Consider the following 26,185-nt stretch of genomic DNA (forward strand, 5'->3'; position numbering starts at 1 on the left):
AACCCACACAGCCTTACAGCCGAGGGATTTTAAAAACTATTAGAGAGTCTTATAAAACATAAGCTTATGATAAATAAGACTCTCTTTGCTGGTAATCGCTGATAATCACAGGTAATGGTTTGATTTTTGCTGCCACTATTTAGAGGGCCAAATTAAGCTGATTCCTCCCATAGTGCGAAGCAGGGAAAGCATCGGATGGGATGAAATCAGCCGGTAACTTTTCGCGGGGCGCGCGTTTGGTTACAAGCTTCTCAACGCTGTTGAGCGTAGTAAACGTAATACTGCATTCGAAATTCTGGCACTGGTGATAATGCCGGACTGTCATTTCACTAAGAGGGCGACTGGTGCGCGTACGGGCGACGGCACCACAAACAGGACACTTAAACATAATGGCCTCCCATGGCGGGAGTTGAACTCGCTCATATTATGGCCGCTATGATTCAGTTTCTGCAATCCATTCAGGTATTTTTGCTTCCAACTCCAGCCGCGTTTTAAACCCACTATCGTCAATAGTGTGGCTTGCCTTCGCAATTATCCAGTCCTGGCCGTCAATGACGTCTTTGAACTCCGTTACCGTTCCGTGCATCTCCGGATACAGATCCGCGCGCCCGTAAGCCAGGGTTAAAGAGAACTCAGCAGCTCCGCGCTGGAGTTGTTGCCATTTTGCAGCTGCTGCACGTTGTGCGGCCATCTCACTGCTGTACGTCGTACGGAGTACAAAAACGTTACCATCTTCACCGGCAATATAGTCCCCTTCCCGGCTGCTGCTACGCGGCTTTTTGTCTGCGGTTTTCTTCCGCTTTTTAACAGTAACCTTTTTCTTTTTCCCGAAATCCAGATCAAGCCAGTACGCCTGCACGCCAGTGTATGCGTCGCGATCTGCAATCCGGAAAGAATGGCGATCTCCGCTGTTGCGCGTGATGGAAAATTCCGGCAACGCTCTGCCGTTTGCGTTGACACCGCCACCAGGCAGGATGAAGAGCAGGTAACCATTTTTCACAGTTGCAATAGCGCCCAGCATTTCCGCCATGCGCGTCAGAAACGACATATCGCTTTCCTGCGTCTGATCTGCATGATCGATCTCGGCGGACATCAGTTGCTCTGAGATGAGAGGTTTTAACTTGTATCTGTGAGCTATAGCAGAGACGATGCGCTCTACTGTAACGTCATGCCACGACACCTCCCGCTTAACGTTAAATTCATCGCGGAAATCTGCACTTCTGGCCGTGATCTCGATACGGTCCGGCGGCCCTGAGTGCGCAATTTCATCCACGATGAAAATCCCTTTGTGTACCAGTTTTTCTCCCTGCCAGCCTATCGCTACCGATAACTCAGCGCCACGTGGCGGTAACTCAATATCTCCCTGGCTGTCATCAACAGTGATAGTCAGTTCATCAGCATTAAAGCCCCTGTTATCTGTTAATTCTAACGAGATCAGTTTCTCATCCAGCATGATCAGCGCCTTGCCGCCAAGCGTTACGTTAAACGCTGGCACACGTGACAAGTCGCCAGGATAATTTTTGAATTTCTCAGCACCCGCATTCAGCAGGCTTTTTGCGCTCTCTATTGCGTCAGTTGTCAGTGCCATCGCTTTCTCCTCCCGCAAATATTTCCATGCGCGCGCGATAGGACAAACAGCCTTTTGTTGTCGCCTTCCTGCGACATCCATCTCAACGTGTCTGCCGCCCGGAATTCAGCGAATATCACCATGAACTCACTAAACATGATGGCGGTAGAGTATGACCGACAACTTTTTCCACGGGGCGCGCACCAAAGAAAACACCGACCTCCAGACCGCGATCAATGACATTGATTCAACGGTCATTGGTCTGGTTGCGGTGGCCGATGATGCCGATCCCCTCACCTTTCCACTTGATACGCCAGTCCTGATCACTCGCGTGATTAGCGTGCTGGGTAAGGCGGGCAAAACAGGCTCACTGTATAAATCTCTCAAGGCTATTTCCGACCAGGTCAGCACGCGTGTAATTGTTGTTCGTGTCGCTGAAGCAAAGGAAGGAGAAAATGCCAAAACGCAATCCCAGCTCATTATCGGTGGCACACAGGCTGACGGAAGCTATACCGGGATGTTTGCCCTGCTGACCGCAGAGCAGAAAACCGGTTATCGCCCTCGCATCCTCGGCATTCCGATGTACGACACGCAGGAAGTAACCGCACAGCTGCGCGTAATTGCGAAACAGCTGCGTGCATTCTCTTACAGCTACTGTGATGGCTGCGAGACTATTGCCGAAGCAAAAACCTACCGCGAGCAGTTCGCCGAGCGTGAAGGGATGATGATTTGGCCCAACTTCATCGCCTTCAACCCGCAGACTGGCGTTAATGAAGAATTCCCGGCTGTTGCCTATGCGCTTGGCCTGCGGGCACTGATTGATAATGAGCAGGGCTGGCACAAGTCACTTTCTAACGTTGCGGTGAAAAACGTCCTGGGTATCTCCAAAGACGTGTTCTGGGCGTTACAGGCGGAGGACTCCGACGCTAACGAGCTGAACGCTAACGAGATTACCACGCTGATCAAACGCGATGGTTTCCGGTTCTGGGGTAACCGTACCACCGACACCGAAGAATATATTTTCGAGGTGTTTACCCGGACGGCTCAAATTCTTGCGGACAGCATTGCGGAAGCACAATTCACCACCGTGGATAAACCGCTTACCCCGGCTAACGTCAAAGACGTTGTAAGCGGGATCAATGCCAAGCTTCAGGCGCTGGTCACTGCTGGCAAACTGATTGGTGCGGCATGTTGGTTTGATATTGTCGATAACCCGACCACCGGTATTCGCCAGGGTAAAGCGGTTGTTCGCTACAACTACAGCCCCGTGCCACCGCTGGAAAACTTGACGCTGATCCAGACGTTTACCGATCAGTATTACGAACCAGCCTTTGCATCGCTGGGAGGTGCATAAATGGCTATTCCGAAGAAACTCCGCCTGTTCACGATGTTTGTCGATGGCGACAACTACATCGGGAAGATCCCCAGCGTCACGCTCCCGAAAATTACCCGTAAAACGGAAGATTACCAGGGTGGCGGGATGCTTGGCTCCGCTGCTGTTGACCTCGGCCTTGATTCAGGCGCACTGGATGCATCAATGGTTGTTGGCGGCATGGTCGAGGAGCTGATCCTGAAATGGGGTGGGGATATTGACGAACTACGCACGCGCTTTGTCGGTGAGATCTACAGCGGCGGTACAAGCTCCCTGCTTGAAGTCGAGATGCGCGGACGTATCACCGAAGTCGACCAGGGCGAAGCCAAGCAGGGTGATGACACCAGCCATACTTATGCGCTCAAAAATACGTATTACAAGCTGTCCGTGGATGACAAGCCTTTGCTGGAAATCGACCTGCTGAACTTCATCTACAAGCGCAACGGCAAGAGTCTCTACCCGGACCGCATTGCGTCCGCCCTGGGTCTCGGCCAGTAATCTTTTTTAACCACTACCAATGGCGGCCAGCCTGGCCGCCCGGAGAATGAATAATGTCAGTAACTCTCAGCCAACCCATTAAACGCGGCGACCAGGAAATTAAATCCGTCGCAATCACCGACACAATCAAGCAGGCTGGCTCACTGCGCGGGCTACGTCTGGTTGATGTTCTCAACTTCGACTATGACGCGGTATCAACTCTACTGACTCGCGTCACCGCGCCTCAGCTGACAACCACCGATATTTCCTCAATGGCGACCGGCGACTTTACGGCGCTGTGCGAAGAAATCACGCCTTTTTTGACGAAAGCGGCGCCGTCCGCACCGAGCGAGGCGGCGATGGCGAGCAAGTAAGAGAGGCTGTATTCAGCGATGTCGACGATCTGATCGCTGACATCGCTGTGATATTTCACTGGCCGCCCTCCGAAATGCACAGCATGGAGTTGCGCGAGCTGATGGCCTGGCGCGAACGGGCGGCCATCAGAAGCGGTAACCATGAGAAGGAGGATGACGACGATGGATCTTAGTATTCGCGTTGCGTTCAGTGCAATTGACAAGCTCACCCGCCCGGTCAACGCCGCCAGTAAAGCTATTGGCGGCCTTTCCGACTCCCTCAAAAAAACACAGTCCTCAATCAAAGACCTGGAAAAAAGCGCAGCATCATTTGATAAGCTGCGCTCGCAAGCCAATGATACTGCGCAGAAGCTGAAAAGCACCCAGCGAGCCTTTGACGGCCTCAACCAGAAACAACGCGAAGGCGGTAAGCTTACTGAAGCCCAGACGGCTCGACTTGAGTCACTTCGTACCAAACTTTCCCGGCTGACTGAAACCTACGGCAGGCAAACGACGCAGCTGCGCACAGCCGCGCAGGCAGTGCGCCAGCATGGCGTTAACCTCACCACCGGGAGTGGCGCTATCCAAAGTGCCATCAGGCGTACTGAGCAATACAACCAGACACTTGAGCGAGAACGTCGCCAACTGGCCGCTACCCAAAAAGCACAGGCCGGGTATGATCGAGCCAAAGAGACTGCGGGCAAGCTTCGCGGGGCAGGCATGGGGATGATGCTAGGCACTGCTGCTGCGGGCTACGCTGGCGGATCATTCCTGGCGCCTGCGATTGGTTTCGATGAAGAAATGTCACGCGTTCAGGCATTAACCCGACTCAACAAAGACTCCTCCCAACTAGCAGACCTGCGTGCTCAGGCCAAAAAACTCGGGGCCGAAACCGCATTTACTTCGCGCGATGCAGCCAGCGGGCAGGCATTTCTTGCAATGGCTGGCTTTACTCCGGCGGCTATTCAGGCTGCATTGCCTGGCGTTCTGAATATGGCGCTGGCCGGTGGTATGGATCTTGGTGAAAGTGCCGACATCAGCTCCAACATTCTTTCGCAGTTCCGTCTCGATCCAAAGGAAATGGATCGGGTCAGTGATGTTTTGACCGCGGCATTTACCCGTACTAACACCGATTTAATGAACATCGGTGAGGCGATGAAGTATGCAGGAACCGGGATGGCCGGTCTTGGCGTTGATGTTGAGCGCACAACCGCCATGATCGGTGTAATGGCGAACGTTGGCCTGCGTGGCAGTATTGCAGGTACTGGCCTACAAACCACCTTCTCGCGTCTGGCTGCGCCAACAGGTAAAGCTCAGGCAGCCCTGAAAGAATTGGGCGTTTCTGTTGCCGATGCCACCGGAAAAATGCGACCGGCCGAAGTAGTCTTATCTGATATTTATAAATCTATCAAAAAGTACGGTGACACAGACCAGCTGTCATTCTTCAAAGACATTGCAGGCGAGGAAGCGGCAAAGTCATTTCAGGCACTGGTTAGATCGGCTGGTAGCGGTGAGCTGCAAAAACTCCTGGCTGATTTGCGCGGCTCTCAGGGTGAAGCGCAGAAGGCGGCGAAGGTCATGGCTGACAACCTCAGCGGTGATCTGAAAAACCTGGACAGCGCATGGGAAGGTTTCCGCATTCAGGTCGAGGAAACAACCGATGGCCCACTACGTTCTCTCACTCAGGGGCTCAGTGATATGATCACCGCCGCCAGTACCTGGGTAAAAGAAAATCCCCGCCTGACACAAACAATCATTCTGGTTGTCGGTGGAGCACTTGCACTGGTGGCGGCAATTGGCGCTACATCACTAGCGATGGGTATTCTTATTGGCCCCCTCACCAAACTTCAGCTCGGTTTTTCATTGCTGACCGGTGGTCGCGGGCTGCTCGGCACCATTGCAGCTTTTCGCACTCTCGGCACTGTCGCGGGACCTGCCATGGCGAACGTCAGAGGCTGGTCAGTCGTACTGTCAGGAATCGCCCCTAAACTGGGAAGAATTTCAGCTATTCTCCCTGCGGTTCGCTCTGGTCTGCTTACTGCCCTCCTGTCTCCAAGCACACTTTTGGGACCGCTGACTAAAAACATTGGTATGTTGCTATTGCGCCTCACTGGCTTGCCAGCAATCTGGGGCATGATCACCGGTGCGGTATCTATTCTTGGTGGGGCTTTATCTTTTTTACTCAGTCCAATAGGCCTGATTGGTTCCGCATTTGTCGCTGCGGGATTGCTAATCTGGCGATACTGGGAACCCATTAAGGCGTTTTTCCTCGGTATGTTTACCGGAGTTATGCAGGCGATTTCCCCTCTCAGGGATATCTTTGCCACCTTTTCCCCCATCTTTGACATGATCAGCAATGGGGTTAAATCCGTCTGGCAGTGGTTTACGAATCTCTTATCGCCAGTGCAGACCAGCAAGGAGACGCTTGAAAAATGCACGAGTGCTGGCGAGATCTTCGGTAACGTACTCGGCGGTGCAATAAATCTCGCCCTGACCCCAGCCAAGATGCTTCTTGATACCCTTGGCTGGATACTTGAAAAACTTGGTGTATTACCCGATGAAGCAGAGAGGGCGCGCAAGAAAATTGAGGATGCGCAACGCTCCGCCCTCCTTCAGGATAAGGTGGCTTTCCTTGCCAGTGATATGGCTAAAGTCGCCCCCAAAAAAGCAGAGTCGCCAGTTGCTACTGGCGCACCACCTGCGGCCTCGCCGCTGTCAGGAAATACCGGTACGCAACGACGTCTGCAAAGCATCGCAGACAATACAAAAGCAACCGCTGATAACACCAAGAAAGTCGGACCGGGTGACATTATTTTCAAAAACCTTCCGCGCGCCCTAGCTTTGCGGGGCGCATATCAGGAAGCGCGTGTCATACCGCAATCAGTACCTCGAGTGGCAACGCCCGCAGCTGGCGGCATTATTTCCGCGACAGCCGCCACACAGGCCCCGGTATCAGCTCCCGTTACCGCTCCGACCGGCGGCGCCCCAATTTTTAACATTATCTTTAACGATGTTGGCAAACGCACGGATCAGGAGCTGGAAAGAATGATGCGCAATGTTGTGCGTGATGCGATGGCCAGCACCGGCAGAATTAACCGTGGTTCTTTCCGCGACAGAGAATAGGTGACGATTATGATGATGGTTTTTGGAATGTTCGTTTTTATGCTGCGCACCACCCCTTACCAGCAACTCCAGCACTCGCAGGAGTGGAGGCACGTAAAAAACGAGCGGGTTAACCAGTCAGCCGGTTGGCAGTACATTGGCGCTGGTGATGACAATATAACGCTGTCAGGCGTCCTTTACCCGGAAATCACCGGTGGAAATCTCTCGCTGTCAGCCCTTGAAACTGTCGGCTACGCAGGGCGCCCATGGCCGCTTATTGAGGGTACGGGGCGTATTTATGGTATGTACGTTTTAACGCGTCTGGAGCGGGGAAAGTCTGAGTTCGACCGATTTGGGAATCCAAAAAAAATCGAATTTACCCTCAGCCTGAGCCGTGTCGATGCGGATTACAGGGAGAAGCTGCAAAGCTCGACCGTCAGCGATGCCCTGGCCGGGTTAAAGACGAGTGCAAATAATGCGATAAACCAGGTGAAAGACTCGCTCAACGGCCTGTTTTAATAATGCCTTAAGCCCCTTCATGTTCCCTTCTTGTTGAAGGGAACTTTTTATAAAGTGTCGATATTCCGACATCAAAAATAATAGCCACCCGCTGTCGTTTCTCCCCTGCGGCGATCAGTCTTCCCGCCTGTTCCCATTGCTGCTCTGTCAGTTTTGGTCGCCTCCCTCCTATCCGTCCTTCTGCACGAGCTGCAACCAAACCGGCGCGGGTGCGCTCAACGATTAACTCTCTCTCCATTTCTGCCAGCGCCCCCATGACGTGAAAGAAAAAACGCCCCATAGGTGTTGAGGTATCAATGCTGTCTGTCAGGCTGCGGAAGTTAACACCGCGATTGCGTAGCTCTTCGATCATGGTCACCAGGTGGCGCATGCTCCGCCCGAGACGATCAAGCTTCCAGACAACCAGCGGATCACCCTCCGATAAGGTCCGTAATAAACGCTTAAGCCCCGGCCTCTCGGCTTTCGTACCGCTTATTTTGTCTTCAAATATTTGTTCACATCCTGCGCTTTCCAGTGCATTTCTTTGCAGCGCGGTGTTCTGGTCATTTGTTGACACCCTTACATACCCGATCAGCATAAAAACCCCCTTTATTTAGATGCCATAGTCCCTCGCATTGTATCGAGCATCGTCATTTCTGGCTGTACTGCAGGTTAGGTACCGCACCGTCAGAAGTAACCATGTCTTACGGCAAACGTTCCTATGCTGATGCTGGCATTTCAGGCCAGTTGATATCTGGTGCGGTTGAGGTGTCAACACGATTCAATAGCACCCGGTAGGTTTTCCATAGTGGCAATGCCGCTGCTTCAGCATCGGTCGCCATATCAAGATCTACAGCATCCTGAAGAATTGATATTTTCAAAGACGCTTCGTCCATAAGTGTTTGCTTCATGGCGATAATTGATTCTGCGTTCTGCTGATCCACTACAGCTTGCTCCTCGTCTGTAAGTGGAGGGCGTGAGAATAACTTTCCATCATAAATATAACCTATACCGGCTATATTATTGTCATCATATTCAATGACTTCAGTTTTCTCTTCATGCTGATAATCTCCCTCACCATCCCAGAGAAAGGTATTGATTACAATGCCGTCTTTTACTAACGCCCAGGTTTTCATCACGCATACTCCCAAACAATTACCAACCCTTGCGACCCATCACCACCGGCCACATCTGCATTACCACCACTAACTTTTGATGGACCGCCACCTGATCCATATCCAGAACCATTAACACCTTTAGCGTTAAAAGCAGTAATAAATCCGCCAGCACCAAACTGAGATGATCCACCGGTGCTCTCTATAACAACCGCTGCGCTGACTGCTATGGAAGCAGAGGCCCCTTGTCCGGGTGTTCCAATTATGTTTGCACCATTGGCACCAGCCGAAACGACTGCCGCAACAGTTGAGAATGGGAAACTATTTGTAGGTCCTGCAGGTTGTCCGGCTGAACCGCCAGCGGCAGTGATTAAGCTGCCAAAAGAAGATGTGCCACCATCTGACGCATAAGGCCCGCTGGATGTACCTCCTGCACCCTTGGTGCCTACGGTGATTTGAACTCCGCTGAAGTTTTGGGTGAACTGACCTTTTGCATATGAACCAGCACCTCCAGCACCACCTACAGAAATCTGACCAGAAGCAGCTGCACGTGAACCAGCGCTACCTCCTCCGCCGCCAACCATTTCAACAATTACTTTTTTCGTGCCGGGAGTAGGATTATAAATCCCAGAGTTGTAGAATACCTGTATTTTTAGCAGCCTACCAACGTATCCGCTCGCATCTCCCAAACCAAGGTTTTGGAGAAACTTCGCCACGTCAGGAATATCCCCGCCGTTTTTGTTTTTCTGCATCGCGCCGGTGATACGTGCATCATCACCCGCCGCAACGGTATCGGCAGTTGTACCGATGTTTTTCGTCGAACTGTTACCCAGTTGCAGATTCTGGCGGGCCAGTGCCGGATTAGGTAAATCAGCGAGATTGCGTTCTTTAGCCAGCCGAGCATTCGCATTGTCCATCGCAATTTTAACGGCCTTCGATGTTGCCGCCTGCGATTCGCTGTCACTGGTCACACTGCTGCTGAGCTGCACAAAACCTTTCTCTGTCGTTGACGCATCCGGGTGATTACGTGACTGCTCATGCGCGCGCAGCTGGCTGTCAACATACTGGCGTGTTGCCAGTACAACAGCCGGATCAATCTTCAACGTAACGGCTTCGGTGCTGCTGACAATCAGGATCACGCGAATAACCTGAACGCGCCCGCTCCCCTCCTGCAACTGAGGCTTATAGGTTTCAGCGCAATTGGCAATCGCCACCATATCGCCATCTTTATCGAAAAGGCCTATCTCACGAATCCACCACCCGCCGACGTCTTCCGGTATGACCTGTTCCGCAATGATCTGGCTGGCGTTCGCCGGGTCCACCGTCAACATATTCAAAGGGGCGCGGCGTAACTCATGTACGAGGGCAGTCTGTGCCGGATTCGGTGTAGGCAGTACACCATTGCCATCACCAACGGCCAGCTGGGTAATCTCAACTTTCGTACCCAACGCCGTGGCTTTTGCCAGTTTTGCCGCCCCGATATTGGTCAACAGGGCAAGATATTTAGTCGCCACTTGCGATCTCCACGGTATCAATTAAATGGATTGCTGCGCCGGTGTAGTCATTGCCACCCACAGCGATAGTTTCAGGAAAATAGGGATATACCGTCAGCGTATCACCCACGTAACACCCCGCCCCTATCTCGATATAACCCTGAGACTGAAGCGAAAGCGAAAGGCCGGTGAGGTGACGGCTTCTGGGTTTTGCATCGTCGATCAGGCGCTCAAGCTCCCGATAAGTTTCCTCGGTGATCCCCTCATCCTGAATGCCGATTTCAAGCCGGAAAGTGCCTGGCTCCTCGCCGTTCTGCCACCACTCAATCACCCTCAGCAAATAGCCGAAAGGTTCAACAACGCGCCTCAGCGCTGAAATCGTGCCTTTGTGGCGATGGACAAGCCAGGAGGCTTTTATTACCTGCCTCTTGGTCTGTTCAGACCAGCGCTTATCCCAGCGATCAACAGACAACGCCCAGGCCAGATAGGGTAAAAACTCCACGGGGCATTCATCCGGATTCCAGAGCTTTCGAAGGTCGACAGGAATACCGCTGATCCGCGCCGTCGGTTTCTCCGCATTCCGCATGAAGGTGCTGGCTGAAGGCGGCAGGAGGCTGTTATTCATCCGTTCCCCCTACGCTGATGGTGTGCGAAATACATCGTGCCGCCTGGGTATCATCGATCACGATATCTTCCTGAGGATTCAGCAAAACTACGCGCTGCACCCCCTGCACATGCAGAGCGGCCATAATGGCCGAACGCGCAACATCGCGACCGATTTTCCCCTGCGCTCCCAGCCATGTCCGCAGTGCATTATCTGCCGCACTCAGGATCGGCTCAGATTCCGGCCCCGGATAGAGATAAAGCAGAGCGTCAATTTCATAATTCACAATCTCCGCTGACTGGACGGTTAGCCGGTCGGCGACAGGCCGCTTATCATCCGCTGAGAGCGTGTCGTTTACTGTTGCGATCAGCTCGTCGCTCGCCGTGCCATCCCCTTCGGTAGACAGAATGGACACGACGACAACAGCGGGTGAGGGGCTGGTTGCCCTGGCATCTGCAACTTTTCCGCTGGCACTCTTCGCAAAATATTCGTATGCACCGGTAGGGCCAGCAACGCTCAACCCTTCAAAAGCGGATTGCGCGCGCAGACGCAGTGCGGTATCGCTTTCCATCTCTGCATCGGTGGTTTCGGTAGCCGGAATACGAACCAGGCGCTCGGTGTTCAGGTTACCCGCAAGGTTATCAAGATCGGTGGAGACGGAATGGCTCAACATGCAGGCCGCAGCCCCCTCATTGATTCGCTGGCGCAGCATTAATTCCCGGTAGGCAATCACCTGCGCCAGTATGGTCAGGGGTTCAGACTCAAGCTTTAACGCAGCGGCAACAGAAGCCTGTTGTTCATCAGGGAAAGCCGCGATCATGACGGCTTTGACATCCGCCAGAATCACTTCAAAATCCAGCACCTCAATAATTTGCGGCGGCGGTAGCTGCGCCAAATCAACTGTTGCCATTGCTGCTTTTCCTGAGTGTTAAGGTTGTCGTCTGCTGTTCCATAGATTCCGTCAGAGCCCCTGACAATCCCGCCTCCACTGCTCCTGACTGCGAATAACGCACATCCACGATGCTCAGCGTGATCCGCGGCTCCCATGTCGCCAGCGCAATAACCACTGCGCTCATCAGCTGCATGCGTGTAACGTCGTTTTGTGGGCCATCAATCAGATCGGGAACGAGAGAGCCGTAGTCACGGCGCATGACCCGCGATCCAATCGGGGTGTTAAGAATGTCACTGGCTGACTGCCACACGTGGGCGGCATCCGTCAGCGTTCCCGTGCCATCAGGATTCATCCCGGTATAGCGCACCGTCATTTCGTGCCCTCCGTCCAGCTTCCACCACGCTGCACGGCACCATGACCATGATCATCAACCTGGACACCGTTTGAGATGAACGCACCACCAGAGTGCGTAAAGTCCCCCTGCATTTTGCCGCCTTCCGTAACGGTGAAATTTTTGGTTTTCAGCATCTCGGTACACTCGACCAGCGGCGTTTTCAGCAAGACCTCAACCGACGCCTCAATCGTTGCTGATTTGATGCCGCTGACCTGCAAAGCCCCTGCTTCTGCGTCATAGCGGAACTTCGCTCCATCCGGCGCGGTCACGATCATTTCTTTTGCCGATATACCTGGCGCCGGATTGTCGTTGCTGTAAAGACTTCCCCCGATGATCGCAGCGGTAGTGTTACCCCCAAGGCACAGGAACCATACCTGCTCGCCAACAGACGGCGGCACCCAGAAGCTGAAAGCGCCTGCACGCTGTGCATTCCAGCGCAGCCAGGTGGAATCCAGCTCTCCGCTTTTTACCCTTACCCGCCACTTTTCCTCGTCAATCTCCGTCACCGTACCGGTGCGAACGATATTTTCCAGCAGGCGAATGACTTCAGCCAGATCCATCAGCTCACCCCCAGAGAATCAATGACCTGCCGGGCAATAGCCATGCGGTCCGCCTTGCTCAGGCCGAGCAACTCACGGCGCGGATAGCTGGCCATCGCGCCACTGTCGTTTACCCTGTCCCGTAGCCCGTACTGGTGAACGCGGGCGATGCGGGCAGCAGCGCCCGAAAAACCAACTACAGCCCCCTCAGAAGTCGCTCTTGCTTTCAGAAAACGGGTTGTGCGCAGTCGGCGAAACATAGGATCGCTTTTCGTGGTATCACGGCGCGTCTCGCTGAAACTGATATCAAGATAACGCTCAATATCAGAGCGATAGAACGAGCGAACGGCCCCTTTCCCCTCATCAAAGCCTGTCAGCATGCGTCCCCGGCTTCCACGGGTTGCCCGCCAGTTCCTCAGACGACGCTCCTCACCTTGCCAGACAAACCCGATCCCAGCCTGGGAGCGTAAGACGCGGCGATGACGCTTCTGGTATTTCGTGCCATCCGGAGCTGTCTGCTTCCCGATGCGCTGGCTCTGGCTACGGCGTAATGTAGTCGCTATTCCGCGCGCAGTACGCAACCGGCTCGCTGGCGCCATTGCGGACAGGATGTCTGCAAAAACCTGATCGAGTTGATGAAACAGCGCGGCATCATCGGTCATGCCAGCTCTCCTCCGCCAAATACCACTTCCCACTCTCCGCCATTGATGCGCGGGCGGTCTTCGCTCAGGTGCTTCGCGATGGGCTTCCCGTCAACGGTTTCCACCATGACGCGCTCCCAGACCGGCACCTTGAACAGAAGATCGGCCAGGTCGTCGCTGATAATGTCAGCGTCAAACTCCACCTTGCGGTTATTGTCAGGATTCAGCAGTAAATCAGGCTGATATTGCCAGGCCCAGGCCATGATCGGCAGCATCAGATCATCAACCGCCCCTGGGAATTCCACGGCGAGAATATTGATGGTGTAGAGGTACATGAAAGACGGTTCGCCGGTCGCTTCAATCCCGATATTGCCTTTTTCCACCCAGACGGTGATTTGCTCCGGGTTGGCCTTACACCAGGTGTTACCGGCTATCAGGGCTTCACGCATCAACTCTGCTTTTTTCACTTTATCCCCCTGGCGATTCGCCGCAGTTCCAGCTCTCTGATACCCGCCTTATCGGCGTTGCATGTGTCCAGCGCATCCAGCAGCGCATCGGACCACGGAGCGAGGCTCCCGTATGTCATTGGTTTTGGCGGTGCTGGCGTTTCAGTTTTTGCCGTCAGGCTTTCCGGTAAAGGTTCCTGAATAATCACCGGCGCCAACTTCGGCGGCTCGCTGGTACAGGCTGTCAGCCACACGGTCAGGCACAGGCACAGCGGCGCATTTATCACCGGCCAGCTCAGTTTTGATATTTTCACGGCGCTTTTCCCCTGTATCGTTACGCTTCTGAGCCAGTGTTTTCAGACCAGCAGCCACTTCGTTCACGTCGTTACGTAACGCCCTGACCTCGTCCAGCACATCACCGGTTTGCTTAAGCTTCTGGTTAGCTTCTCCAAGTGCCGTCTCTGCGGCCTCTCGTTTACTGCTCTCCAGCGTCAGCCTGACGCCTGCGAGGACCAGCAGAAGGGAAATAAAAACGGTAAATACACCCAGCGCTTTCATTTCACCCCCTTTAGCTCAGGCTCTGAGAGGCACCAGTCCCGAAACTCTTCCCGGCGCCTTTCCAGCCCCGGCATACGTTTTCCGCCGGAGTTGACAAAGTCTGTGAGTCGCTCGCAAACGCCCTGCCAGTTACCATCCTGCGCATTGCGCCAGATTGTTGTTCTGACCTTCTGGCCCTTTTTGTTGGTGTACCAGCCAAGACCACCACAACCGACGTTAAATGCGCCGTCAGTGAGCGCTTCGAAAACCCGTTGTGGTGCAGCTGCGCCATTAAACTCGCGGTTTACGCATTTCTCAGCACGAAACAGGTCATTCACCCATCGCTCGGCGATCTCTCGCTCGGCGTATTCGCGGTTCTGCACGTTGCTGGTCGACCCCATGCCTACGGTCAGCACACCTGCCGGGCAGTAATACGGCGTCTTTCGGCAATCCTCGTATTTCGCCATCTTCAGCTGCGCTTCAGGACTTGTGCGCAGCGTCTGCGGCCAGAGTGCCGCTGCGAGAGAGACAATCGCCGCAACAGAACAGGCAATAATTCCTCTTTTCATCGCGGTGACTCCCTGATAGTCCGAATTAACTCCTTCACGTCCTGCCGGTTCTCGGTATCGTCCCGAATCGCATCGATCAATTCATTCAGCAGAACATTATTGGTTTCATGGATGCGGGACATTCGGCGGCGATGGAGCTCACCCAGCACGGCAACCACGATCCCGGTGAGCGCAGCAATGAAAGCCAGCCAGTCCTTCTGCGTCATCATGCCGACGCCCGTCAGCAGCATCGACCAAAGGTACACCGTCCAGTTCCAGAGGCGGTTTATCAGCTCCATAATTGAACAGTCTCCTTTGTCGCAGAGGTGTCGACGTCAGGCAGTTCAACTTCCTGCCCGGCATCAAGGAAGATCTGACCGGCCAGCGCATGATTCGCAGCCAGTACGATCTCGGTCACGCCCTGGGTGATGCCGTAGTGACGCTGACACAACAAATCCACTGTATCGCCCTGCAATGCCTTCACTTTCATCAGAACGCCTCCGCAGAGTTACGGACCACGCCCTGAATATCCGAGATAGCCCAGCGCGCATCACGCCAGTGATCATTCGCCTGGGTTGCGAGTGCGGCGGCGCGCTTCTCTCCCGCGTCACCCGTGGTGTCAACATCGCGGAAAGTCTCGATCAGAAGGGCCCGCGAGATGCTGTAAACTGCGCGGCGCCAGCGATATACCTTTACGCTCTCGTCGTTAATCACCATGGCCGGTACGGCGGCCAAACTGGCATATCCGGCCCCAATCTGTTCAGCCTGCCATTGCTTCAGCTGATCAGCTGTGTGGGCTACGGCTTCAATGACCACCTGCTTTAAACGCGAAGTGGTAACCGCACCGGTGATCCGCATCTCCTTACGGACGTTGCTCAGCACTATCTCGGGCCAGAACTCCCCGGCGGTGACTTTCTCTCCGCCGTCATCCACGTCCGGCACATCCTCCGCAGAGGAGGTAACTGTGCGAGGGGCCACAAGGCTCATCGTGTAGTCTCCAGAAAAGGTTGGCGGTGAGCGGACGGAGAAAAGCTAACGCGATGCGTTGCAGATTTCCGCCCGCGCCGCCAGCGCACGGGGCGCAAGTCGGTTATTTTTTATCGGCGGTGGGCTTTTTCGTCGTTGTTTTGCGAGCCGCCGTTTTACGTGTTGTGCTTCCGGGGTTGTTTTTGGTGGCTGGCTTTTTGGCATCTGGCACCGTCACTTCCGGCGTTGCTGCAGCCTGATTATTGCCCCCTTCGCCCCCGCTCTGGTCTGCACCCTCACTGCCTGATGCATTTTCCGCAGAGGCTTTTTTTACCTGCCTGGCAAGCTTATCGATCAGCTTTTTCACCCCGGCGCCGGAGTCGAGGTTCAGCGCGCGACGCAACAACTCCAGCGCAGTCGCCTGTTCATCCGCAGTGCCGTTGCACAATGCAAAAGCGCGGGCTTTATACAGCTTGGCCCGTACGACGTCTGGCATATCGCTGTTTTCAGTGATCTCCTGGACCTCATCGAGCACCGCCAGATATGGCTTAATATCAGTGCTGTCATCCGCCTTGACCTGCACCAGAATGGGATCGCAAATCTCATCGACCAGCGCTGTCGCTGCCGTGCGGTTAAACCGGTCTGGCATTGCCAGGTTGTGCGCGATGACATACCGCCCGATGCGCACGGCCAGCGGATAATCCCGAATATCAATCGCCCAAATCATCAGGCGCGTGATCACTTCATCCTGTCGCCCGCTGTCTCCCTCCAGCGTTCCTTCAATCCACCCCTCGTAATTGGGTAGCAGCTGGCGTTTAAGCGCGGCTTTTGCCTGTTCGCCCTGAATTTTCTTAAGCGCACTCATATCCATACGCATGCGGTGCAGAATTTGCTCGTGCGCAGTACGCGCTGTTTCTGACAGATCATCTGCCTTGCCATGGCGTTCAGCCATGACGCGTTGAAAATGTCGTTGTGCCGGTGTCAGCATTGTTTCTTCCCCGATGAACGGCGGGCCGAAGCCCGCCAGTGTGCGGTTATGCGCCGCCTGCCGGCGCCTCGGCAAAGGTAATGCCGTCAATGAATGCGACGTTGCCGTAGTCCTCGATCACAAAGTCATCATTCGATGACTGATAAGTCGCAATACGGTTGTATTCCGGCTCCTCCTTGATCGTCCGGCGCAGTCCACCGCGCTGGTAGTACACGGACAGGTTTTTAAACGGCGTGATCAGTACGCCATTGACCGGGAAGTACGGCGCGATGAAGGTCGGCATGTTGCCGACACGTTCCTGCGCAACAATCAGCTGACCGGCCAGCATTTCGGTGTTCGGGTTGTTCTGGCTCATGGCGTTAATCGCCGGGAAGTTGCCGGTGGTCAACAGGTCGCCTGCCAGGATCACCACGTTGTCAGGATTACGTTTGTGCCATTCATCCATCAGGCTGTTTTTGGCGTCGTACACCGCCGCACCCAGGTTGCCGTAAGTCCCTTTCGCAATAACCTTGTTATCTTCATCACGGGAAGTGATCGTGACGCCGGAAATCACGCGGTGTGAGGCTTCAGTACGGATTTTCTCCAGCCAGCCAATGCCACAATCCTGCAACAGTGGGTTAGCCGCGCGGTCTGATGGATCGCTGTATTTGGTGCCGTTGAAACCGATCATGATGCGGTCAAGTGACATCTGACGAGCCATCGCCTTGCTGATTAGAGGCTGGAATTCCGGCATGTGCGCCCAGGCATCAAGCTGTTCATAGCTGATCCCGTAGTCGTAGTTGACCTTGCGGCACATGTAATCAAACGGCTCCATTGAATGGTTAGCCCCTGGATTACGACGGTTGGTGGTGCTGTTGTTAACGCCAGCCATCGGGCCTTTGCTGCCAATCAGCACTTTCTGACCAATCTGCTGGTTAACGCCAAACACGTTAATTTTGCTCAGGAAAGAATCACTCTCCTGTGCGGCCTGCTCCAGGCGTTGCTGACGCGCCGGGTCTACCGCAAATTTCGCAGCGACTGCCGCAGTCGATACGCCGTTTAACTGCGCCTGGCGCGCAATGTACTGATCAAACAGCTGGCGGGTATTGTTTTCCATGTTCTCTGCTCTCGTAGTGGATATCAGTAATCAGCCAGCTGCGCGTTGGCGCCGCCGTTCGCAGGTGGTCGCTGACTGAAGGAAGCTTCAGTGCTCCCCAGCTTCTGGCGCAGCTCCGCAAGCTCAGTGGTCAGCTTCTGGATAGCGGCCTTATCCTCCTGGCGCTCCTGCTCTGCGGCACTGAAGCGATCAATTTGCTCGGATTGCGATTGCGCCACGGCCTCAACGACCTGATGCATCTGACTGAAGCGCTGATCGTCCGTTTTCTGACCTTTGCCAATAATGCTCATCACGCGATTAAACCACCTGGCACCTTCATCGCTGCGCTGGGCGGTCAGCTCGATCACCTCTGCTTCAAGCGCTTCGGTGAACATCGGCGCCTCACCCTGCTGGTTATTGAAGGCCATCACCGATGCACGCTGCTGTGAGGCAAATTTAAGACGCTCAGTGCCCAGGCTCGCCGGGGTATCGGTCATTGCCAGCCCGACAACATAGGCTTTGCCGTTGAGGGCAAACTGCGGATGCAGCTCAATACTGGAATAGACTTTTTGCCCTTTGTCGGTCATCTGCACCATGCGCTCGGATGGTTCGATTTCGGCATAAAGCGCGGTGCGCCCCGCCAGTGCACCTTCGGTGATGTCTTCAGTGCTGAGGGCTACCACATCCCCCATCGCCCCAAAATCGCTATTCGGGAACATAGAGAGATAGTGCTCAATGTTGACCCGCGCGCCATACACCTCAGGGTTGTAATTTGCTGCTGCATCGCGAAGGTGCTGCGGTTGAATTTCGCGCCCGTCAACGGTATTTCCGGAGACGGCCACGCGAAACTTCTTACGTGGTTTTGCTGTGCCTGCCATGTTCGTTTACTCGCTTGTTTTCTGAGTTCCCGGAGATGATGGCAGGGGGACGCACCCCCCCTCAACGCGTTGTTGTTGTGAGCGGAGCACCACAACCTAAAGCGAGCGCAAGGGTACGCGCGCGCGGGTTAATCTCCCCGGCAGGAAGCGAGGAGGATTAATGGCGATTGAAGAAGCATTCATCATGCAGCGTGCACGACAGCTTTACTGGCAGGGCTACCCGCCAGCAGAGATCGCACGCCTAATGGGGATCAACCAGAACACGGTTTACTCATGGAAAAAGCGAGATGAATGGGACGCCACACCGCCGATCCAGCGCGTGACAACATCCATTGATGCCAGGCTAATTCAGCTCACTGGCAAAGACAAAAAGACCGGCGGTGATTTCAAAGAGATTGACCTGCTCACCCGTCAGTTGAAAAAGCTGGATAACGGCACAGCAGCCACCCAGCCGAAGAAAAAGATCCGCAAAAAGCAAAACTATTTCTCAGAGTCGCAGATTGCCGCGCTGCGGGAGAACATTCTCGGCTCTCTGCACTGGCACCAGAAAGGGTGGTATGACAATCACCACTGGCGTAACCGCATGATCCTGAAAAGCCGTCAGGTTGGCGCGACGTGGTATTTCGCACGTGAAGCTCTGGTGCGCGCCCTGTCTGAGGATGTGAAATATAAGCATCAGCGCAACCAAATCTTTTTATCGGCAAGCCGCCGCCAGGCGTACCAGTTTCGAAGTTTCATTCGCTCGGCCGCTGAAGAAGTAGATGTAGAGCTTAAGGGCGGCGACATGATCCAGCTGTTCAACGGCGCCGAGCTGCATTTTCTTGGCACGTCAGCGGCTACCGCTCAGTCATACACGGGCAACCTGTATTTCGACGAATTCTTTTGGGTAGGCCAGTTTGCCAACCTGAAAAAAGTCGCGGGCGCCATGGCAACGCTAAAAGGTCTAACGCGTACCTATTTCTCCACCCCTTCAGCAGAAAGCCATGAGGCTTATCCATTCTGGACAGGTGAAGCATTTAACAAAGGTCGCAGCCATGGCAAGCGCATTGAATTTGATACATCCTGGAAAACGCTTAACAGCGGCCTGATGTGCCCGGACAAGATCTGGAGGCAGATTGTCACGTTGCAGGATGCTATCGACCATGGATGGGATCTGACTGATATCGACGAAATCCGGGAAGAGAACAGCCCGGAGGAATACGACAACCTGTACGGATGCCAGTTCATCAAAAGCGGTGAAAGCGCCTTTGACTATAACAGGCTACTGGCATGCGGCGCTGATGGTTATGACGACTGGCCCGACTGGCGGCCATATGCGGCCCGCCCCATGGCTGATCGTCCCGTCTGGATTGGCTATGACCCGAACGGCGCCAGCGGCAAGGGGGACAGTGGAGCCATATCCGTTAACGCTGTGCCGATGGTGCCCGGCGGCAAGTTCCGCACGATTGAGACACTACGCATACGAGGGATGGAGTTCGAAGAGCAGGCCAATCTCATTATCGGCATGCTCACCCGGTACAACGTGCAGCACATTGGGATCGATGGCACCGGTATTGGTGAAGCGGTTTATCAGCTGGTTAAAAAGCATTTCCCGGCAGCGGTTTGTTACCAGTTCTCACCGTCCAGCAAGCGAATGCTCGTGCTGAAGATGCAACAGCTGATTCGTGGCGGGCGCTGGGAGTTTGATCGTGGTGAGCTTGACCTGGTTGGTGCATTCAACTCTGTCCGCAAGATCGTTACCCCTGGAGGCGTTGTCACTTACGACACGGACCGCTCTCGCGGCGTCAGTCATGGCGATCTCGCATGGGCGACGATGCTTGCCACCATTAACGAACCGCTGGGACAAGAAGGCGGCAGCAGTATGACAGTTACGGAGTATTAACCTTGAGCAAACAAAGACCCACACGCGGCAGGAAGTATGCCAGGGAGCAGGCAGATCTCGCCGCCTCACTGAAAGCGTCACCGGAGCTGAACTCATTCACCTTCGACGGCCCATGGCCGGTGAGTGGTGCCAGCGACCTGCTTGATAACATGTATTGCGCAGACAACGGGCGATACTACGAAACCCCTATTGACTGGTATGGCCTCGCCCGTCAGTTTGGCTATGCGAGCTGGCACCAGTCGGCGCTTTATTTCAAGCGCAATGTCCTTGCCGGATGCTTTATCCCGCACAAACTTCTTTCCCGCCAGGTGTTCTCCGCCTTCGCACTGGACTGGTTTGTCTTCGGGAATGGCTATCTTGAGATGCGAAAAAACCGGCTTGGTGGTTCCTTTGGCTTTCGTCACTCGCTGGCGAAATACACACGCCGCGGTTCTGACCTGGACACTTACTGGTTTATTCAGGCCGGGCTACAGGATCACATGTTTTCAACGGGTTCGGTATGTCACGTTCTCAGCCCGGATATTCACCAGGAAATATACGGCATGCCTGAGTATTTCGCTGGCCTGCTGTCTGCAAACCTGGCCCATTCTGCTGACAAGTTCAGAAAGCTCTACTACGACAACGGCTCGCACGCTGGCTGCATCGTCTACGTTAACAGCGCGATGGCCGACCAGGAGAGCCTTGATAAGCTCAAAAAGACGCTGACGGATACCCGGCGCGGCGGGGCGTTTAAGAACATCCTTCTGCACGCACCTAACGGCGGCAAAGACTCAGTGCAAATACTGCCATTCAGCCAGATATCGGCTAAGGATGAGTTTGTGGGGGTGAAGTCTTCCACCCGCGATGACATGCTGGCAGCGCACCGGGTGCCGCCGCAACTGATGGGAGCCATTCCGGAAGGGAACGGTTCATTCGGTGATATTGAGAAAGCGGCTCGCGTGTTCGCCGTCAACGAGTTGACACCCTACATGGAGGCCATGAAGCATGTTAACGACTGGCTGGGTGAGGAGGTGATTCGCTTCAACCCTTACGCATTGCTTGAACCCACGAAGTGATCTCCTGGCCGCATCGTCATTTCTGGCGGTGCGGTACCACCCGCAGCACCATCATTTCCGGCCATATCGGCCACTCGCGAAACACAAATAAACCACACCCCCTACCAGACGCAGCCAGCGGGCTTCTGGCGCGACTTCTCTCGCGCTGCCGCTTCGCTCAACCATCCAACATGAGCGCCCGACAGGCGGCGAATGGCGGAGGATATGACCCCCTGCCTGACCCCCTTTGCGCGCGCTTGCTCCCCCGCCTCGCCTGCGCGCTAAACCGACCTCTTTTTGTGCACTTTGTGCAGGCCGCCCAGGCCCCGCCAGCGCTGGGGCGGCATGGAAAAAACGTTGTTTCAAAAATTGTGCAAATTTGTGCAACTTTTTGCATCCGCGCGGCCCCATTTTTACACCTGATCAACCTCGCCGAGCGCCACCATGATCTCTAGGCGCTCGGCAGGCGGTAACGCTGCAAATTTTTCCTTCCAGCGCTGCGCTTTTCGCTTAATTCGATAGCGATCATTGTAATTTTTACCTGCAAAAGTATGCGAATAAGCGCGCCCCTCCTGGTAGTTCATCCAGATTTTCTCCGTCCTCACCCCGCCGCGCGTCATTGCCTGAAACTCTCGGGCGCGCCAGTCATGTAACATGCGGTCATAAAATCCTGACGGATAGCCCGATAAAATTACGCTGACGTTATCCGGGAGATCGCGTAAACGCGTCAGCAATCGTTCATGGTCTTTAACAGAATACTCGCACCGATAGCGCGCAGAGCTGCTTCGCGTTTCATGCAGATAAGGCGGATCAGCGTAGATCAGCACCCGGCCAGCATAAGAATAATCAAAGCGCTCCAAAAACGTCACCGCGTCGCCGACGTCAATAAACAGACTATCGCCCAGAGCATCCAGAAATTCATGATTACTCTGGTTAAATGCCTCAATGGTCAGCGGATCAATATCAATCCCCCAACTGACTTTCGCCGGTGGCTTACGTAGCATGACAGCGCCACCGCCCAAGTGAGTTTCGATGTACGTGTCATGCGGTGGCATCTCGGCAATAATTTTTTGATAAACACCGCTCGCCGCTTTGCTTCCCAGATAGCTCATAACTTTCTCGTTCCCAAAAAAACCAACCTGCAGCACCGCCTAAAATGACGTTGCTCGATAGAATGGCCAGAACCGTCAAAAGCGACTATGGCTGACCATCTCACTCACTGCTTCAATCCTGTCTTTTTCGTTTAGCCGCCTTCTTCCAGCGCGTGACCAGGTCACACACCGCCACGTATTCAGACGTCGGTTTATCTTTCTCACCGGCACGCCATGCCTTCACTTCCTGCAACCGGCCATTATTCATGGCGAGCAGTCCGCCGCCGTGGCGAACGCGGGCACCGCCAGCAATCGACCTCACAACATCATCGCTGACGAAAATCCTGCAACTACGCAGCTGCGCGCCGATGCTGGCGATGGTTTCCTGGCTGACCCCGCCTTGTTTCGCAGCCTCTCTTTTCTGTACCTGCCGCAGTGCCGCTTCGGCTTTTTTCTTCTGGTATTCCGCAACTGCGGCGGCATAGTTATCCGCACGCAGCTCCGCTTCGGTCCGCAGCTGTTGTCGCCAACGCTGTTCTGCCTCTTCTGGTGTCAGGCTCATATCTTTCGCTGCGGCCACTTTTGGCCCCCACGTCAACGCAGTTTCATCATCAACAGACGTGCGCAGACCGCGCGCGGTACGCTCGAAGGCTTGATCTGAGCTTTCGCGGCCAAAGTTTTTCAGTCTGCTGGTGATTTCCTGCCGTTGCTGGCGTGAATATCGGCGCAAATCTTCGATATTCAGCGGAAGTTCTGTCATCTGACTGTCCGGGTGATCAATACCGGCATGCATCGTCGGTTTTGACGGTGTGGTACCAGCTGGCACCGCCACTTTTAACGGTGGTTTTTCGTCCGTTCCGGAGCGCCCCGTACAGTTATTGACAGAACTCCGAGGGGCCGCTGCGCGGCCTTCTAAGGTCAAAATCTCGACCGGCGACGGCTTACGCTTCGGCACAATCTTGTAATCGGTGGTGCGGGTGAAAATGACTGATTCGCTGCCCGTATAAGGGCAATAAACGCCAGTAATTTTGGCGACCGTGTCACCATAATCATTGCCGTTTTCGGTGAATTCATAGTTAAGGCGAACGCGCAGGCAATCGCGCGCGACAAAGGGGCCACCCTGAGCGTTGGTGTATCCCGGCCAGTCTGGCGCATCGGCTGCTGCACGCGCTGCCTCAAGTTCCGGATGTAATACAAGCTCGCGACTACCTAACCGGCGCAATTCGCGCCAGGTGGTAACGGGAGCACCGCCAATCTGCTGAAACTGGCGGATGTTCCAGCGTGAAGCCCAGGCACGCACGCGCTTTGCCATTTCCCTGACCGGCTGGCCTGACTCAAGATCCACTTCACCATCCATGCCGTAGCCATCGATGTTTTTCGAAATGTATTTCGCGATATAGCCCGTTGCAGACCCAAATTGCTCGTCAATCGGCGTAACAGTAAAACGGTGCTCTGAAGCACCTTTCTCGTTACCGTCCTCTTTCATAGCGTGTTTGCGGAAAATGGCGGTTGCATAATCCACCTCTTCTGGGCGCAGGAACAACAACAGATGCCAGTGCGGAGTAGAATCATGATGTGGCTCGGCTACACGAAAACCAAACGTGCGAATGCCTTCGCGTCCCCATTTAGCGCGCACTCTGGCCCAGACTTTACAGAGGTATTTCTGTGTCTGGCGTGGGCTGACATCGCGATATTTGTCGTTTCTTCTTCCTGAATTAACATGCGTGGAGTGGTAGCGTGACGGAGCTGTTAGTGTGTAGAACATCCCTACCAGCCCCATTTCGTTAGCCAGATCCTCAAATCCACGCATGCGCACCATCAACTCATGACGGGCAATCTTAGGATTGGAAACGCTCCCCATTACCTTATCCAGCAATGAGCTGCGTTCGCCGGTGTCCTGATCTTCCAGCTCCATCGCCTGGAGGTATTCGAAATTCGCCTTTTTCTGGGCTACCCACTCCCTGAAGCAAGGATCAGAGCAATAAGGTGAAGCCACCTTGCTGACATAGCCGGTCGCTATCATGAGATGTTCGCGCCAGCAGTCATGGATGCGGCGAATTTTGCCCAGCCACCATTTTTCCGAGTGAAGCCTTCCGGCTGCCCGCAAAGCCTCGTCGGCATCCAGCTCTTCATCGCAATAACGTTGCCAGCCAGGGATTGCGATATTGAGCGTCGTCGCCTTGCTGGCTATGGCTCCGTAGGCATAGAGCGAGGAAAATTCCAGATCAGCTGTTTGTTCATACTGAAAATCAAACTCGCGCATAAACTCGCTTTTCATAAGATTCGCAAGCTTATACGCCAGTCTTTTCAGGCGTTTTTTGTCCGCCCATGGCAACAGGTGAAAGTCATCACGCAGCGGTAAAAGAATTGCAGGAAGCGTGCTTTGTGGCAGGTATTGCGCATTTACCGCATCAACGCGACGTAAAACATGGCGTTCGAACGTGCCGAACAACCAGCGCATTACATCTTTTGGCTTGTTGCGATCGAGGTTTTCAAGATGCTGGGCGAAACGCTTACGGATAAATGCCGGGAGAGTTTGCACCCTGCGGCGGAGGTAGTTAGCACGGCCTTTGCGGTCAAATGCCTCTCGTGCATCACTCTCGCGCGGGCGCATGGGCGCGCGATAAACAGCATCAACCAGATCACCATAGGCGAGCGCCTTGCGCTCACCTTTTGGGGTGAGATATTCAATCGCTGAATCATCGGCTTTGTTGGGATTGATGGCCTGCCGTCTGGCATTCCATTCCCAGGCTAACGCGGTGAGATCAGACATTATCCACCGTCGCCATATAAGCCGTTATGAACGCTGTTGCCGCTTCAACATTGATGGCGTTGCCGTAGGTGCGCAGTTTTCCCACTCTGGCGGAAACCCCATTAGCCAACGGGAATGATCCGGATCTAACTGGCCTCCACTTTCCATCTCTGCAAGAGAGCCAGTCAGCAGCTCCCCAGAAGCCGTTAACCGGGCCGGGCCTGCTATCTGTGCTGTCACATCCAGCGTATCCGTTGACAGCTTCCCGTGCCGCATCCTGCCCCCCTGATATCCCCCCTTTCCATCCCTCGCCGCAGGGGTGGGCCAGCCCGCAAGACAAGCAAAGTCCTGCAAGTTCGATTGGCGCCCAGCCAGCTTCCTGGCGATCACCTTCTCGGCATCCTGATAAGCGTTCTTCGTATTGCTCGCGGTTGGTGTCGGCCAGCCAGTAAGTGCGCTCCCGGATGTGCGGAGCACCGACGCCCGCAGACGGAAACGCCGACGCCCCGAAGGCATAGCCCAAACTTTCCATGTCAGTTTGTACAAGGTCGATCCAGTCTTCAGCATCTTTACTTGAAGACTGTTCGCCAAATACCACGACAGGGCGGCGCTGGCCGATAAGCCAATGTGTGGAGGGCCATAAGTGCCGCTCGTCAGCAAACCCAAGTCCTTTGCCTGCCGCGCTGAAAGGTTGGCAAGGGCATGATGCTGTCCATGCTGGACGATCATCGGGCCAGCCTGCGCGACGCAATGCGAGTGACCATCCGCCAATTCCGGCGAAGAAATGGCATTGTCTGAAACCTTTGAGATCATTGGGGGTTACATCCTCAATTGAGCGTGTATCAACAACACCAGGCGCTATATGGCCGGCGTCGATTAAGTTGCGCAGATGCTGCGCTGCATGAGGGTCGATTTCGTTGTAATAAGCCGTCATCGCGCAC

Annotated in this window: 30 protein-coding genes; 8 read left to right on the forward strand and 22 right to left on the reverse strand. The window is 54.4% G+C overall.

Going from position 1 to position 26,185, the window contains the following annotated elements:
• Nucleotides 1–139 precede the first annotated feature (139 nt).
• Nucleotides 140–388 (reverse strand): ogr/Delta-like zinc finger family protein, encoded by a 249-nt coding sequence (locus FDX01_RS08050; RefSeq protein WP_039268386.1) that lies wholly within the window; start codon nucleotides 386–388, stop codon nucleotides 140–142.
• Nucleotides 389–433: 45 nt separating this feature from the next.
• Nucleotides 434–1,588 carry a contractile injection system protein, VgrG/Pvc8 family gene (locus tag FDX01_RS08055; protein WP_053089611.1) on the reverse strand — a complete coding sequence of 385 codons (1,155 nt, stop codon included), beginning with the start codon at nucleotides 1,586–1,588 and terminating at the stop codon, nucleotides 434–436.
• A 151-nt stretch (nucleotides 1,589–1,739) separates the two neighbouring features.
• Here FDX01_RS08055 and FDX01_RS08060 point away from each other — a divergent pair, with 151 nt between their 5' ends.
• From FDX01_RS08060 to FDX01_RS08085, 6 genes are read left to right on the forward strand one after another with little or no spacing between them, the layout of a single operon-like run.
• Nucleotides 1,740–2,921, forward strand: coding sequence for a phage tail sheath subtilisin-like domain-containing protein (locus FDX01_RS08060; RefSeq protein ID WP_008500387.1), 1,182 nt, complete (start codon nucleotides 1,740–1,742; stop codon nucleotides 2,919–2,921).
• The gene (locus FDX01_RS08065) at nucleotides 2,922–3,437 is read left to right on the forward strand and encodes a phage major tail tube protein (protein WP_010835090.1); all 516 of its coding nucleotides are present in this window, start codon (nucleotides 2,922–2,924) and stop codon (nucleotides 3,435–3,437) included.
• Nucleotides 3,438–3,490: 53 nt separating this feature from the next.
• Nucleotides 3,491–3,790, forward strand: a complete 300-nt coding sequence (locus FDX01_RS08070; protein ID WP_137399596.1) for a phage tail assembly protein — start codon at nucleotides 3,491–3,493, stop codon at nucleotides 3,788–3,790.
• 29 nt (nucleotides 3,791–3,819) lie between these two features.
• Nucleotides 3,820–3,963 carry a GpE family phage tail protein gene (locus FDX01_RS08075; RefSeq protein WP_039268621.1) on the forward strand — a complete coding sequence of 48 codons (144 nt, stop codon included), beginning with the start codon at nucleotides 3,820–3,822 and terminating at the stop codon, nucleotides 3,961–3,963.
• Complete coding sequence (locus FDX01_RS08080; protein ID WP_137399597.1) at nucleotides 3,953–6,892, forward strand: phage tail tape measure protein; 2,940 nt, start codon at nucleotides 3,953–3,955, stop codon at nucleotides 6,890–6,892. The genes FDX01_RS08075 and FDX01_RS08080 overlap by 11 nt, the downstream gene beginning before the upstream one ends.
• A 9-nt stretch (nucleotides 6,893–6,901) precedes the next feature.
• On the forward strand, nucleotides 6,902–7,390 hold the full coding sequence (locus tag FDX01_RS08085; RefSeq protein ID WP_024142417.1) for a phage tail protein: 489 nt from the start codon (nucleotides 6,902–6,904) through the stop codon (nucleotides 7,388–7,390).
• Between the two features lie 7 nt (nucleotides 7,391–7,397).
• On the opposite strand, the gene FDX01_RS08090 is transcribed toward FDX01_RS08085, so the two are convergent.
• The 17 genes from FDX01_RS08090 to FDX01_RS08175 all read right to left on the reverse strand — a co-directional run bounded on the left by FDX01_RS08090 (nucleotide 7,398) and on the right by FDX01_RS08175 (nucleotide 18,485).
• Complete coding sequence (locus FDX01_RS08090) at nucleotides 7,398–7,967, reverse strand: recombinase family protein (RefSeq protein WP_137399598.1); 570 nt, start codon at nucleotides 7,965–7,967, stop codon at nucleotides 7,398–7,400.
• 121 nt (nucleotides 7,968–8,088) lie between these two features.
• A complete protein-coding gene (locus FDX01_RS24100) occupies nucleotides 8,089–8,505 on the reverse strand; it encodes a tail fiber assembly protein (RefSeq protein WP_137399599.1) in 417 nt (138 codons plus the stop codon).
• Complete coding sequence (locus FDX01_RS08100; protein WP_137399600.1) at nucleotides 8,505–9,998, reverse strand: phage tail protein; 1,494 nt, start codon at nucleotides 9,996–9,998, stop codon at nucleotides 8,505–8,507. The genes FDX01_RS24100 and FDX01_RS08100 overlap by 1 nt, the downstream gene beginning before the upstream one ends.
• Nucleotides 9,988–10,602, reverse strand: coding sequence for a phage tail protein I (locus tag FDX01_RS08105; RefSeq protein ID WP_008500379.1), 615 nt, complete (start codon nucleotides 10,600–10,602; stop codon nucleotides 9,988–9,990). The genes FDX01_RS08100 and FDX01_RS08105 overlap by 11 nt, the downstream gene beginning before the upstream one ends.
• A complete protein-coding gene (locus FDX01_RS08110; protein ID WP_039268393.1) occupies nucleotides 10,595–11,491 on the reverse strand; it encodes a baseplate J/gp47 family protein in 897 nt (298 codons plus the stop codon). The genes FDX01_RS08105 and FDX01_RS08110 overlap by 8 nt, the downstream gene beginning before the upstream one ends.
• Entirely contained in the window at nucleotides 11,478–11,846 is a 369-nt protein-coding gene (locus FDX01_RS08115; RefSeq protein WP_010835080.1) for a GPW/gp25 family protein, read from the reverse strand. Before FDX01_RS08115 ends, FDX01_RS08110 begins: the two co-directional genes overlap by 14 nt.
• A complete protein-coding gene (locus FDX01_RS08120) occupies nucleotides 11,843–12,427 on the reverse strand; it encodes a phage baseplate assembly protein V (RefSeq protein ID WP_137399601.1) in 585 nt (194 codons plus the stop codon). Before FDX01_RS08120 ends, FDX01_RS08115 begins: the two co-directional genes overlap by 4 nt.
• Complete coding sequence (locus FDX01_RS08125; protein ID WP_010835078.1) at nucleotides 12,427–13,068, reverse strand: phage virion morphogenesis protein; 642 nt, start codon at nucleotides 13,066–13,068, stop codon at nucleotides 12,427–12,429. The genes FDX01_RS08120 and FDX01_RS08125 overlap by 1 nt, the downstream gene beginning before the upstream one ends.
• Nucleotides 13,065–13,514, reverse strand: coding sequence for a phage tail protein (locus FDX01_RS08130; RefSeq protein WP_039268395.1), 450 nt, complete (start codon nucleotides 13,512–13,514; stop codon nucleotides 13,065–13,067). The genes FDX01_RS08125 and FDX01_RS08130 overlap by 4 nt, the downstream gene beginning before the upstream one ends.
• Before the next feature lie 141 nt (nucleotides 13,515–13,655).
• Entirely contained in the window at nucleotides 13,656–14,051 is a 396-nt protein-coding gene (locus FDX01_RS08140) for a DUF2570 domain-containing protein (protein ID WP_137399602.1), read from the reverse strand.
• Complete coding sequence (locus tag FDX01_RS08145) at nucleotides 14,048–14,599, reverse strand: lysozyme (RefSeq protein ID WP_010835075.1); 552 nt, start codon at nucleotides 14,597–14,599, stop codon at nucleotides 14,048–14,050. The genes FDX01_RS08140 and FDX01_RS08145 overlap by 4 nt, the downstream gene beginning before the upstream one ends.
• Nucleotides 14,596–14,877, reverse strand: coding sequence for a hypothetical protein (locus tag FDX01_RS08150; RefSeq protein ID WP_000420349.1), 282 nt, complete (start codon nucleotides 14,875–14,877; stop codon nucleotides 14,596–14,598). The genes FDX01_RS08145 and FDX01_RS08150 overlap by 4 nt, the downstream gene beginning before the upstream one ends.
• Entirely contained in the window at nucleotides 14,868–15,068 is a 201-nt protein-coding gene (locus FDX01_RS08155; protein ID WP_000864915.1) for a tail protein X, read from the reverse strand. Before FDX01_RS08155 ends, FDX01_RS08150 begins: the two co-directional genes overlap by 10 nt.
• Nucleotides 15,068–15,565, reverse strand: coding sequence for a head completion/stabilization protein (locus tag FDX01_RS08160; RefSeq protein WP_023305074.1), 498 nt, complete (start codon nucleotides 15,563–15,565; stop codon nucleotides 15,068–15,070). Before FDX01_RS08160 ends, FDX01_RS08155 begins: the two co-directional genes overlap by 1 nt.
• Nucleotides 15,566–15,668: 103 nt before the next feature.
• Nucleotides 15,669–16,532 carry a phage terminase small subunit gene (gene gpM / locus FDX01_RS08165; RefSeq protein ID WP_137399610.1) on the reverse strand — a complete coding sequence of 288 codons (864 nt, stop codon included), beginning with the start codon at nucleotides 16,530–16,532 and terminating at the stop codon, nucleotides 15,669–15,671.
• 46 nt (nucleotides 16,533–16,578) lie between these two features.
• Nucleotides 16,579–17,628, reverse strand: coding sequence for a phage major capsid protein, P2 family (locus FDX01_RS08170; protein WP_137399603.1), 1,050 nt, complete (start codon nucleotides 17,626–17,628; stop codon nucleotides 16,579–16,581).
• Between the two features lie 23 nt (nucleotides 17,629–17,651).
• Nucleotides 17,652–18,485, reverse strand: a complete 834-nt coding sequence (locus FDX01_RS08175) for a GPO family capsid scaffolding protein (protein WP_032646283.1) — start codon at nucleotides 18,483–18,485, stop codon at nucleotides 17,652–17,654.
• 160 nt (nucleotides 18,486–18,645) lie between these two features.
• Here FDX01_RS08175 and FDX01_RS08180 point away from each other — a divergent pair, with 160 nt between their 5' ends.
• Complete coding sequence (locus FDX01_RS08180; RefSeq protein WP_008500365.1) at nucleotides 18,646–20,367, forward strand: terminase family protein; 1,722 nt, start codon at nucleotides 18,646–18,648, stop codon at nucleotides 20,365–20,367.
• Between the two features lie 2 nt (nucleotides 20,368–20,369).
• A complete protein-coding gene (locus FDX01_RS08185; RefSeq protein ID WP_057063502.1) occupies nucleotides 20,370–21,422 on the forward strand; it encodes a phage portal protein in 1,053 nt (350 codons plus the stop codon).
• Nucleotides 21,423–21,814: 392 nt separating this feature from the next.
• Here FDX01_RS08185 and FDX01_RS08190 read toward each other — a convergent pair whose 3' ends face one another.
• From FDX01_RS08190 to FDX01_RS08200, 3 genes are all read right to left on the reverse strand, one after another.
• Complete coding sequence (locus tag FDX01_RS08190; RefSeq protein WP_137399611.1) at nucleotides 21,815–22,513, reverse strand: DNA adenine methylase; 699 nt, start codon at nucleotides 22,511–22,513, stop codon at nucleotides 21,815–21,817.
• A gap of 112 nt (nucleotides 22,514–22,625) precedes the next feature.
• A complete protein-coding gene (locus FDX01_RS08195) occupies nucleotides 22,626–25,265 on the reverse strand; it encodes a replication endonuclease (protein ID WP_137399604.1) in 2,640 nt (879 codons plus the stop codon).
• Complete coding sequence (locus tag FDX01_RS08200; RefSeq protein ID WP_137399605.1) at nucleotides 25,258–26,178, reverse strand: DNA cytosine methyltransferase; 921 nt, start codon at nucleotides 26,176–26,178, stop codon at nucleotides 25,258–25,260. The genes FDX01_RS08195 and FDX01_RS08200 overlap by 8 nt, the downstream gene beginning before the upstream one ends.
• Nucleotides 26,179–26,185 lie beyond the last annotated feature (7 nt).

The organism is Citrobacter sp. wls613 (assembly GCF_005281195.1).
Taxonomy (GTDB): domain Bacteria; phylum Pseudomonadota; class Gammaproteobacteria; order Enterobacterales; family Enterobacteriaceae; genus Citrobacter; species Citrobacter gillenii.